Here is a 10,475-nt window from a genome sequence, read left to right as displayed (position 1 = left end):
AAAGGGAGTGCCCCTGAACCGCACATCCAACTAACGCAAAAATCAATTCATAGGAGACTCTTTGGCGACCATACTGCAAGCGGACTTGACCGATGAGACTTTGGACCCGGCTAGGTTTGAGGCGAGCTTTACCGCGCCCGAAGCTGGGTGTCAGCTCGTGTTCATCGGTCGGGTGCGCAACCATGACCAGGGGCGCGGGGTGGAGGCGATTACCTATAGCGCTCACCCGGATGCTGCCGGCGAATTGCAACAGATTGCCAGTGAGGCCAGCGCGGTTCCTGGTGTCCAGGAGGTGGCGGTGCTGCATCGTGTGGGGCACCTGTCGATTGGTGAAGTAGCTGTTTTGGCGGGGGTTTCTGCCGCGCACCGACGAGCTGCTTTTTCTACGGTGTCTTGGCTGATTGATGCCGTTAAAGACCGGGTTCCTGTCTGGAAGAAACAGGTTTTTTCCGAGGGTGATGCGGCGTGGTCGAACGTCGATACGGACTTTCAGCCCCAGAGCCGCTACGCTGCCCACTGTGCGATTCCAGGGTTTGGGGCGTCCGGTCAGGATCGTGTTATGAGTGCAAAAGTCCTGGTGGTTGGCGCTGGTGGGCTGGGTTCGCCCATCATTGCGTACCTTGCTGCTGCCGGGGTCGGTCTGTCTGCGGCGGGGGGAGCCCTGGGGATTGCTGACGGTGACACGGTGAGTTTGAGCAACTTGGGGCGCCAAGTCATTCACCCGTTTAACCGCCAAGGCGAGCTAAAAACGGCTTCTGCCGCTGCCACCGTCCGCGCGTTGAATCCCGAGGTGAATGTCAGTGCGGAGCCTTCGTTGGATGCACAGAACGCCGCCGCGATTATCTCTCGATATGACCTGGTGGTGGATGCTACCGATACGTTTGCTTCGAAATACCTGATTTCTGACACTTGTGCGAAGTTATCCCGCCCCCTGGTGTGGGGCTCCGCAGTCGGAACAAACTTCGAGGTCAGCGTGTTTTCTCCAGCGGTCGGGACGTGTTTGCGCACGTTGTATCCGACTCCGCCTCCGCCCGAGAGTACTCCAGACTCGGCTACTGTGGGTATTCTCGGCCCGGTTTGCGGGCAAGCTGGGTCGCTGATGGCTACCGAGGTCCTGAAGATGGTTGCCGGTTGGGGCGAACCCCTAATCGGACGCCTGGTTATTGGGGATGCCCGCAGGGGCAAATGGAACGTGGTGGATTATTCGACTCGCGCTGCTGCCCAATTCCCGAACCCAAACTATTCCGAAACCCCGTCTGGTGAGACTGGTGACCGTAAAGGAGAGAAATCATGAGTAACACCGAAAAATTGCTTGATTACCAAGACTTTTTGGCGAGTCTCCTGGCTGAAATCGTTCCCCTAACCCCGCGGGAGCTTCCCGTGGGCGACTCTTTGGGGCTGACTTTGGCAGAACCCGTCATCTCCCGGCTGTCGGTTCCGCCCTTTACGAACTCGGCGATGGACGGCTTCGCTTTCAACAGTGCGGGGCTGCCGGTTGACGGTTCTGTAACATTGCCGGTGGCGGGCGATATTCCGGCGGGCACAGATCCGAGCGCGGATTGCCAGCCGGGTCAGGCGTGGCGGATTATGACCGGCGCAAAAATGCCCGCGGGGGCGGACACGGTGGTGAAAGTGGAGGACACGGATCAAAAGCCCGGTCCGGTTCCGCTACCGGAACAGGTCACTATTCATCGTGTTCCGCGAGCTGGGGCGAACGTGCGTCGGGTAGGTGAGGATCTGCCGGTGGGCAGCGAAGTCCTGGCTGCTGGCGAGGTCATGAGTCCGGGGGCGATTGCTTCGGCTATCTCGGGAGGCTATGCCAAAGTTACGGCGTTCCCACGGGTGCGGGTGGGAATTATTGCCACCGGTTCTGAACTGGCAGGGGCGGGGGCATCGCTGGAAGGGTCGATGATTCCGGATTCTAACTCGTCTCTGGCAGCAGCCTTGGCACGTGTGGCTCAGGCGGAGGTGAGCTTTGCAGGACAATGCGGGGATGATGTGGCACAGTTTAGAGAAACCTTGCGCCAGGTTGCAGAGACGAGCGACTTGGTCGTGACTTCGGGAGGGGTTTCTGCCGGCGCGTATGAAGTGGTGAAACAGGGCGTCAGTGAATGGGGATTCCATTTTGCACGAGTTGCTTTACAACCGGGCAAACCTCAAGGTTACGGCTTCGTCGAGGCAAGTGGGGGGCGCCGCGTCCCGGTGTTGACCCTGCCGGGAAACCCGGTTTCGGTTTTTGTTTCCTGGCATCTGTTTGTGCTGCCAGTTCTGGCGAAACTCAGTGGTCGGGATCCTGACCAGGCGCATGTCTGCCGGGAAGCGACCGTAGTGGAGGAGTGGACTTCGCCACGTGGGAAAGTCCAGGTGGTGCCCGTCCGTTTGACGCCGGGACAGCCGGGGGAAACCCCCACGGTGCAGCGTACTCACCGCTTGGGGTCGAAGTCACACTTGGTGGCTTCGCTGCATAAAGCGAACGCCTTGATGCTGATTGACCGGGATGTTGAGTCTGTGGCGCCGTGGTCGATTGTGAAAGTCATCGAAATTTAACCTCGGAGAGGCACGGAACTGCGGGGCTTAGGTAGCGTTCCGGGAACGGAGCCAATCGTGGAGCGCCGCGATTCCAACCGCCAGGAAATACAGTGCCAACAGGGCGGAGGCCTGCAAAATGACGGGCCACGGAGTTGGCAGTGGGTTGGCGATAGCCGAAAAAATAAACGCCACCATGGTTGCCCAACGCCAGCCCTTTAACATGGTGCGGGCTTTGAGCACCCCCAGGAAGTTCAGCATGACCAAAATCTCGGGAATCAGGAAAGAAATCCCGAACGCTAAAACCAGGCGAATATAGAACTTGATATAGGAATCTGCCTGTAGCAGCATCGCCGAATCCGGGGGAGTGAACGAGGACAGAATCGACACGGCTCGCGGTGCGGTCCAATCGCCGAAAACTGCTCCGGCAGCGAACAAGATGACACCAGCGACACCGAATATCAACATCCACAGGCGTTCTCGGCGTCGCAGACCGGGCCAGATGAAAGCCACTAGCTGAAAAATCCACCACGGTGAAGCCAGCAGCACCCCCAACCACAGGGACACGCGGATTTTCAGGTCAAACGCCGCGCCGATAGTTTGAAAGTTTAGGTTCGCGCCAGCGACGTCTTTCATGGGGGCAGTGATGTGCGCCAGCGCGAATTCGTAGAGAAACCATCCCCCAATTGTCGCCAGGGCGATGCCCACAAATGACCAAATCAGACGTCTGCGCAGCTCAGCGAGGTGAGCGGTGACTGACATGACGCCTTCAGAGCGGGCATCACGTTTCTTGTCAGGTAATTTCTCAGCAGGCACGCGCGGGATTACTGAGCGGCACCGTTGCCAGAAGTCGGGTCAGTTTTCGCGGAATTGTCCGCAGTGGTGTCATTCTGACCCTCAATTACTCTGCCGTCAGATTTGGTGTCCTCGGTCAAATCGTTGAGTTCTTCTTTCAGGACTTTCGCAGACTTGCCTACGTTGCGAGCAATCTCCGGCAGCTTCGAGGCACCAAAAACCACGACCAAAATAATGATGACAGTAATCCACACCAAGGGGCTTACGCTGAACAACATCACATGCGCCGGAACCATAAGTTTCTCCTTTTTAACTGGCTAAATCATTACCAGCTTACCAGTTTACGCGGGCTTTTCTTGCCGGGGGGCAGCTGGTGGCTCCGTGGGGGAATCGCCGGGGGCAGAGTCAATCGATGGTTTGGGGGTGTCTGTGGATTTTTTCGTCACAAGGTCAGTGGTGACGGTTTTCTCGGTGCTAGCGGCTTTTTCTATGTCAGCGACTTGTTCCATCCACAGCTGCATTTCTTCGGCGACGGCGTCTTTAATCATCTTGCGGGGGTCGTATTCTCGTGGATCAAAGCTGCTTAAGTCAACGCTCAAGCCGGACTTGGTGAAATTTGCTTCTTCGCGTAGCCGAGCGGACCATTCCCGCAACCACTCGATGACTTTTTTGAACCAGAGCAGAGCCTGAGCCGCGTTCCGTGGACCAATGACGATGACGCCTACGACTAAAATGAGCAGCAGCTCCGAACCGCTTATCCCAAAAAATTCCACGTGACAATTCTAGTCAGGGAAACAATTTCCTGCATATATTAAAAGGGTCAGATGAGGAAACAGACCCCGAACTGGGGTGTTTACGGGGAGACTTGTGATGGAAAATACCCTACCCATGAACCACCTGAACGAACACGGCGAGGCTCGGATGGTGGACGTGTCAGCGAAAAATGAAACGTTGCGCGAAGCGCGTGCGCAAGCCATAGTCAGCGTGTCGCCCCAGGTAGCCGCGGCTTTACGCGATAATCGTGTCCCGAAAGGAGACGCCCTAGCGGTGGCGCGCATCGCCGGTATCCAGGCGGTGAAACGCACCCCGGAGCTGCTCCCGCTGGCACACCCCTTGGGGATTACCTATGTTGCCCTAGACATCACCTCGGAAGGCAACGAGGTGATTCTGCGTTCTACGGTGAAGTGCGTAGAACGTACCGGAGTTGAGATGGAGGCTCTGACCGCGGTAACCGTGGGAGCATTGGCGCTGGTGGACATGCTAAAAGGGGTAGATCGCCAGATTACTTTACGGGAAGCCTTCGTGACTTATAAGTCCGGCGGTCGTTCGGGGACCTGGGAGCGAGAATCATGACTCATGCTGCCCAATCGTTACCGCCGGAGACACCGGCTTACGTCATTACGGTTTCTGATTCCGTTTCTGCGGGTGTGAACTCGGATCGGTCCGGTCCGTTGGCGGTAGAAATGTTGTCTGAACTGGGATTTGTGCTGAGCGGGCCGATGGTGGTTCCTGATGGTGTGGATTCTGTGCACCAGGCCGTAGCGGCAGCGTGCCACAGTGGTGCGCGATTAGTCTTTACGACGGGAGGGACGGGGATTAGCCCGCGTGACCTCACTCCTGAAGCTGTGGAGAGCCTGGTGGTAGCACGTTTAAGCGGCGCCGAAGCCGCGCTACTAGAACGTAATCGGCAGGCTGCGCCTCTGGGGATGCTGTCTCGTCCGGTGGTGGGGATTTCCACGCGGCAGGCGGGAGCCGCACTGGTGGTGTGCGCCCCCGGTTCTCCGGGTGCGGTGCGGGACACGATAGAGGTCCTCACACCGGTATTGGGGCATGTCTTGGAGATTTTAGACCGGACAAATTCCTGAAAATATTCTTATCTTTCCACCCCAGCGGTACCATGTTAATGTAAACATCGTAGACTGTTTCCCCTGGGGAGGAGAATAAAGATAATGAGGTCTGTAATGAAAAAAATTCCAGCAGCGGCAGGTGCCATTCTCTTGACCTTATCCTTGGCATCATGCATGGGAAACTCAGATTCAGCGGGGGGCAAGTCGTATGATTTTGATTCCATTAAACCTGACCCCGAGATTGTGGCGATGGTTCCGCAGGCAAACCGGGAGACGTTACGCGTAGCGATGGATATTCCTTATTCCCCCGCTATGTTTCTCGACGACAATAATCAGCCTACGGGTTACGAGGTAGATGTCTTAAAAGCCTTGTCAAGGCTGATGGGGGTGTCGGAACTCAAAATTAGTGATGAAGACTTCGATGCGATTATTCCCAAAGTTAATGACGGAACTTATGACCTTGGTATGGCATCCATCACCATTAAGAAGAGCCGGATGGCTCAGGTTAATATGATTTCCTACATTCAGGCGGGATTTATTTACGGCACGCAGGGGGGAAACCCTAAGAATTTCGATCCCGCGAATCCCTGTGGACTCAAGGTAGCCGCTAAATCAGAAACCAGCCAAGAAAACGCACTGCAAGATGTAAGCGCATCATGTTTAAAGGCTGGAAAACCAGCTATACAGATTGTTTCAAGTGATAATCAAGAAGATTTGATACAGCAGGTTGCGGCGGGAACGTTGGATGCCATTATTGGGGAGAGTCCGATTATGGCTTATGCCGAGTCGCGGAATCCAAAGTTTGCCACCGTGGGCGAGGCTTTCCACGTGGCTCCCCAGGGTCCGGCTATTGCGAAAGATAATCCAGAACTGGCGAAAGCCGTGCAGGCCGGTCTGCAAAAGATGATTGATACGGGGTTGTTAAATAACGTTCTTTCCACGTGGGGGGAAGAATCCATTGCACTGCACTATGCGACGCTAAACCCGCCAATTGCGTGAATTCAAATTCATATTCCATACTTTGGGATACTATAGGCTAGTAAAGTTTAGGTGGTTTCCTCTCTGGGAAGGAGAGCAGAGGCAATGTGGCCCTCGATGAAAAAAATTTCGGCAGCAGCGGGTGCTGTTCTGTTGGCAGGAACGCTGGCATCCTGTGCGGGTTCGACCAGTGCAGCTGGCGTTAAATCATATAATTTTGATTCCATTAAACCTGACCCTGAGATTGTGGCGATGGTTCCGCAGGCAAACCGGGAGACGTTACGGGTAGTGATGGATATTCCTTATTCCCCTGCGGAGTTCCTGGATAGTAACAAACAGCCTGTCGGCTACGAGGTTGATGTTATGAAAGCCTTGTCAAAGCTGATGGGGGTGTCGGAACTCAAAATTAGTGATGAAGACTTCGATGCGATTATTCCCAAGGTTAACGATGGTACCTATGATGTCGGTGTGGCATCTATGACCGCCACGAAGGCGCGGATGTCACGGGTCAATATGGTTACTTACATTCAGTCCGGGTACATCTATGGAACCCAGGCGGGCAATCCTAAAAATTTTGATCCTGCCAATTCCTGCGGATTGAAAGTTGCCGCCCAGTCAGGCACCACACAGGCTGAAACTTTACAGGCGAACAGTGATTCATGCGTGAAAGCCGGAAAACCGGCGATACAGGTTGTTACTGACGAAGATCAGGAAAAGTTGATAGAGCAGGTCGCGGCGGGAACTTTGGACGCCATTATTGGGGAAAGCCCGATTATGGCTTATGCCGAGTCGCGAAATCCAAAGTTTGCCACCGCAGGTGAGGCTTTCCAGGTGGCGCCGCAGGGTCCGGCGACCGCGAAAGACAACCCGGAATTGGCGAAAGCTATCCAAGCCGGTCTGCAAAAAATGATGGACACGGGAATGCTCAAGGAAGTCCTCGCGCCGTGGGGTGAGGAATTCATTGCACTCAACTATGCGACCTTGAATCCGCCGATTGCCTAGGTCAGGGAGGAAATAAAATGCGTTTTTCAGCAATGATTAAATTCACCATGATTGTGGTGATGGCGTTGGTAGTTTTCGGTCTCATCGCCCAAATCGGCACCATTGTCACGACCGGTCAGGTCAATCAGGCGCAAGAAGAATCGAACCAGCGCAATAACGGGATTACCTACATTAAGAATGCCCGGACAAACCTGGCTGACAATGCGCGGGACTTTGTGGTTTCCGGTCTGGAAGAAGCCATGATGGATTACTTCAACCAGATTTATGTGAATCGCGATTCTGAGTACGGAGCCCATCTCATCGCCGATAACGACGGTACGGCAGATGAAAACAAACTGGTGCAGCAGTCGCTGGAAGCGGCAAAAGCTACCCAAGACACTGAAATACACGCGATGGCTTTGGCAGCTCTGAGCCGTGGCACTGACTTTAGTACGCTGCCTGCGGATTTGGAAAATTTCCAGTTCTCTGCAGAGGAACGGGCTATGGATCCCGAGACACAGCTGCAAACTGCTACAGACATGGTGTTCGGGGAAATCTATTCCAATTCGTACAAGTCTGTAATGTCGCCACTGAACAGGTTGAATCAAATCGAAAACGGCTCTGCTAATGCCGCGGATACGCAAATGGGGCGGGCGGCCTCCCTACAAAAGGTCACCATCTATATTCTGATTGCGATATTCATTGTTCTGGCAGTGACGGTGTTGCTGTTCTTGCTCGCCGCGTTGCGCACTGTTCGCCTGCCCCTGTCACGGCATACTGAGGCTTTGCAGAATCACGACCAGTATGATTTGAGTTTCCGGTTGCGTGACGATACCGGAGTGCCGGAGATTCGGGATTTGGCCAAGGCTTTCAATGGGCAAAATGACCAGGTCAACGAGCTGATTGGGGAAGTTAGCGGAACGTCCAAAGGCTTGCATGAACATGCGGGTAATCTGGCAGATACGGCTGCTGAGCTAGACCAAACCGCTCAGGACACTCGTTCTCAGGCAGCGGGCGCGGCTGAACAGGCGCAGCTGCTGGCGACCAATATGGATACTTTGAGCACGGCGATGGAAGAAATGCAGGCGGCTATCCGCCAGATTTCTGAGTCTGCCACGTCGGCTTCGCGGATTTCAGAAGAAGCGGTGGAGTCGGTCGGTTCTGCGACGAAAGTTATCGATACCTTGGGCGAGTCTTCGCAGTCTATCGGAGAGATTACCAATTCGATTACTTCGATTGCAGAACAGACGAACCTGCTGGCGCTCAACGCGACGATTGAGGCAGCACGAGCCGGAGACGCCGGTAAAGGCTTCGCGGTTGTTGCTGGTGAGGTAAAAGATTTGGCTGCGCAGACCGCAGTGGCGACGGCAGATATTTCCGAGCGGGTCAATTCTATCCAGGAGGATTCCACGAAGGCAGCTGAGGCCATCGCGCAAATCAGTGAGGTCATCGCGCGAATCAACGATTCCCAACAGACGATTGCTTCGGCGGTAGAGGAACAGACGGCAACGACAAATGAGATGTTTGGTGTCGTTAGTGGCGCCGCACAGACGACTCAGGACATCGTGGGCACGATTGAGACGGTTTCGGCTAAGGCTGAGAAGTCCGCTGCGGGCGCCCGCACGACTCTGGAAGCCGGTCAGGCGGTCGCTGACTCATCCAGCCAGCTCAGCAAGCTCGTCTCCCGCTACCATCAGTAAGAGCCGCGTTAAATCATCCCGACGAAGGTGCCGCACAGAATCTTGGTAATCATCGCGACGGGATAAGCCATGGCATAGCCCAAGGAAACCCGCGGGTCGGTGTTGGTTTGATCATTAGCGAATCCCAACACCGCCGGCTGGGTTTGGGCGCCGCCCATGAAGCCGGAGAGTTTCGTGCCCCCCATCTTGGCTACCACACGCATCAAGATAAACAGGGCAAGTCCAAAAATGTTGGTGATGATGAAGCCCAGAAGCAGAATCTTCCACCAATCTCCACCGGTGAACGCGGTTTGGATGGAACCTCCGGCGTTTGTGCCAGCTTGGGCTAGGAACAGCAGCAGCCCGATTTCGCCCAAGACTTGACCCGTCGTGTAGGGCAGGGTGGTGACAAAGGGACCGATACGTCCGATGCGTCCCATAATCAGTCCCATGATGATGGTTCCAGCGGCATACCCGACGCTGAAATATCCGCCTCCGGGATTGGGGATGGGAATTTCGCCGATGAGGAACCCCAGGGTCATCCCAATTCCCAGTGCCACCGGGTTAAGGGAAGTGAGTCCGCGGGTGGAATCACCCAAGTATTTGGTGATGGTAGCGATATTAGATTTTGGTGCTACCACGCGCAACCGGTCGCCTAACTGCAAGGTCAAATCCGGGTAAGCTACCATATCCACATCGCCGCGACGGACGCGAGAGACAGTGGCACCAAAGCGGTCGCCCATGTTTAGCTCTGCAATCGTCTTGCCGGCTTTGGTGGCATCGGAAAGGGTAATGCGTCGATAGTCCAGGTAGGTGCGGTCGGTCTGTAGTGAATGGGAGGACGAGTGCCCCAATTCTTCAATGATGGTGTGGACCGCTGAGGCTTCACCCACAATGGTAATCAGGTCACCGGGGTTGAGCGTATCCGACATGTTGGGACGGGTGATGGGTCCATGTTCACCGCGGCGCAGACGTGAAAAAGCCAATTTTTCGTCGAAACGCTCGAAGATTTCTCCCAAGCGAGGTTGGGTGTCGATTTCCACTCGGATTGTTTTGGACACGACGGGGCTGGGCGCATCGCGGTCATTTTTGCCTTTTTTCAGTGCCAGCGAGGCAAAAAAAATCATTCCCAGGACGCCGTACAGGTAAGCAATAGAATAACCGACCGTGGCGGTGGCATTGTCTCCAGAAGTTTCCCCTCCTGCTTCGAGCATCGGAGTGTTAGTCAGAGCCCCCGAGAGGGTACCCACAATTTGGCTGACAGGCATTCCCAGAAGGGTGCCGATACCCACCGCGACAGCGCTGACTCCCACATAGACGCCGACCAGCAGGAGGATGGATTTCCAGGCAGTCTGAAGGGTTGCAAAAAAGTTCGAACCAGAGTTTGAACCAATACAAAACGCAAACAGTGAGAGCCCTAATACCGCGATTTCTTTTGGAATCATGAGCTTTATGCCCGAGGCACTGGCCCACGCCGAGACGGCAATCGCGAGGAACAGTACCGCTGCTGCGCCCAAGGAAACACCTTTGACCTTGATGTGTCCAAACGCCATGCCTATACCCAATAAAGCAGCTAAAAGGACAATTGGGTGAGCTGCGAAAAATTCGAACAAAATGCCCTCCAGAGACGTCGTGATAAATCAACCTCGTGGTCGGGAAAACCAACAAA

11 protein-coding genes are annotated in these 10,475 nt (G+C 54.9%); 7 read left to right on the top strand and 4 right to left on the bottom strand.

Going from position 1 to position 10,475, the window contains the following annotated elements; genetic code table 11:
* The first annotated feature begins 61 nt into the window (after positions 1 to 61).
* Positions 62 to 1,294: a ThiF family adenylyltransferase gene (locus tag HMPREF0574_RS02110; protein ID WP_004007026.1), complete on the top strand. Its 1,233-nt coding sequence runs from the start codon at positions 62 to 64 to the stop codon at positions 1,292 to 1,294.
* Positions 1,291 to 2,547 (top strand): molybdopterin molybdotransferase MoeA, encoded by a 1,257-nt coding sequence (locus HMPREF0574_RS02105; RefSeq protein WP_004007025.1) that lies wholly within the window; start codon positions 1,291 to 1,293, stop codon positions 2,545 to 2,547. Before HMPREF0574_RS02110 ends, HMPREF0574_RS02105 begins: the two co-directional genes overlap by 4 nt.
* A 27-nt stretch (positions 2,548 to 2,574) precedes the next feature.
* On the opposite strand, the gene tatC is transcribed toward HMPREF0574_RS02105, so the two are convergent.
* From tatC to HMPREF0574_RS02090, 3 genes are read right to left on the bottom strand one after another with little or no spacing between them, the layout of a single operon-like run.
* Entirely contained in the window at positions 2,575 to 3,342 is a 768-nt protein-coding gene (gene tatC / locus HMPREF0574_RS02100) for a twin-arginine translocase subunit TatC (protein WP_004007024.1), read from the bottom strand.
* A gap of 8 nt (positions 3,343 to 3,350) precedes the next feature.
* Positions 3,351 to 3,617, bottom strand: a complete 267-nt coding sequence (locus HMPREF0574_RS02095; protein WP_004007023.1) for a Sec-independent protein translocase subunit TatA/TatB — start codon at positions 3,615 to 3,617, stop codon at positions 3,351 to 3,353.
* A 45-nt stretch (positions 3,618 to 3,662) separates the two neighbouring features.
* A complete protein-coding gene (locus HMPREF0574_RS02090) occupies positions 3,663 to 4,094 on the bottom strand; it encodes a twin-arginine translocase TatA/TatE family subunit (protein ID WP_004007022.1) in 432 nt (143 codons plus the stop codon).
* Positions 4,095 to 4,191: 97 nt separating this feature from the next.
* On the opposite strand from HMPREF0574_RS02090, the gene moaC reads away from it, so the two are divergent.
* The 5 genes from moaC to HMPREF0574_RS02065 all read left to right on the top strand — a co-directional run bounded on the left by moaC (position 4,192) and on the right by HMPREF0574_RS02065 (position 8,827).
* On the top strand, positions 4,192 to 4,674 hold the full coding sequence (gene moaC, locus HMPREF0574_RS02085) for a cyclic pyranopterin monophosphate synthase MoaC (protein WP_004007021.1): 483 nt from the start codon (positions 4,192 to 4,194) through the stop codon (positions 4,672 to 4,674).
* Positions 4,671 to 5,186, top strand: a complete 516-nt coding sequence (locus tag HMPREF0574_RS02080; protein WP_004007020.1) for a MogA/MoaB family molybdenum cofactor biosynthesis protein — start codon at positions 4,671 to 4,673, stop codon at positions 5,184 to 5,186. The genes moaC and HMPREF0574_RS02080 overlap by 4 nt, the downstream gene beginning before the upstream one ends.
* An 84-nt stretch (positions 5,187 to 5,270) precedes the next feature.
* A complete protein-coding gene (locus HMPREF0574_RS02075; RefSeq protein WP_004007019.1) occupies positions 5,271 to 6,167 on the top strand; it encodes an ABC transporter substrate-binding protein in 897 nt (298 codons plus the stop codon).
* Between the two features lie 84 nt (positions 6,168 to 6,251).
* On the top strand, positions 6,252 to 7,148 hold the full coding sequence (locus tag HMPREF0574_RS02070) for an ABC transporter substrate-binding protein (protein ID WP_004007018.1): 897 nt from the start codon (positions 6,252 to 6,254) through the stop codon (positions 7,146 to 7,148).
* 17 nt (positions 7,149 to 7,165) lie between these two features.
* On the top strand, positions 7,166 to 8,827 hold the full coding sequence (locus tag HMPREF0574_RS02065) for a methyl-accepting chemotaxis protein (protein WP_236585858.1): 1,662 nt from the start codon (positions 7,166 to 7,168) through the stop codon (positions 8,825 to 8,827).
* A gap of 8 nt (positions 8,828 to 8,835) precedes the next feature.
* On the opposite strand, the gene HMPREF0574_RS02060 is transcribed toward HMPREF0574_RS02065, so the two are convergent.
* The gene (locus tag HMPREF0574_RS02060; protein ID WP_013189410.1) at positions 8,836 to 10,419 is read right to left on the bottom strand and encodes an aspartate:alanine exchanger family transporter; all 1,584 of its coding nucleotides are present in this window, start codon (positions 10,417 to 10,419) and stop codon (positions 8,836 to 8,838) included.
* Positions 10,420 to 10,475: the final 56 nt, after the last annotated feature.

This window comes from Mobiluncus curtisii subsp. curtisii ATCC 35241, from assembly GCF_000146285.1.
GTDB lineage: Bacteria > Actinomycetota > Actinomycetes > Actinomycetales > Actinomycetaceae > Mobiluncus > Mobiluncus curtisii.
The sequence above is the reverse complement of the archived record's forward strand: the minus strand, read 5'-3'. Positions and strand labels throughout refer to the sequence as shown.

Excerpts from the sequence above, each read along its gene's own strand:
- HMPREF0574_RS02105 (WP_004007025.1), top strand. The coding sequence starts at position 1,291 with ATGAGTAACACCGAAAAATTGCTTGATTACCAAGACTTTTTGGCGAGT.
- HMPREF0574_RS02095 (WP_004007023.1), bottom strand. The coding sequence starts at position 3,617 with ATGGTTCCGGCGCATGTGATGTTGTTCAGCGTAAGCCCCTTGGTGTGG.
- moaC (WP_004007021.1), top strand. The coding sequence starts at position 4,192 with ATGGAAAATACCCTACCCATGAACCACCTGAACGAACACGGCGAGGCT.
- HMPREF0574_RS02080 (WP_004007020.1), top strand. The coding sequence starts at position 4,671 with ATGACTCATGCTGCCCAATCGTTACCGCCGGAGACACCGGCTTACGTC.
- HMPREF0574_RS02075 (WP_004007019.1), top strand. The coding sequence starts at position 5,271 with ATGAGGTCTGTAATGAAAAAAATTCCAGCAGCGGCAGGTGCCATTCTC.
- HMPREF0574_RS02070 (WP_004007018.1), top strand. The coding sequence starts at position 6,252 with ATGTGGCCCTCGATGAAAAAAATTTCGGCAGCAGCGGGTGCTGTTCTG.
- HMPREF0574_RS02065 (WP_236585858.1), top strand. The coding sequence starts at position 7,166 with ATGCGTTTTTCAGCAATGATTAAATTCACCATGATTGTGGTGATGGCG.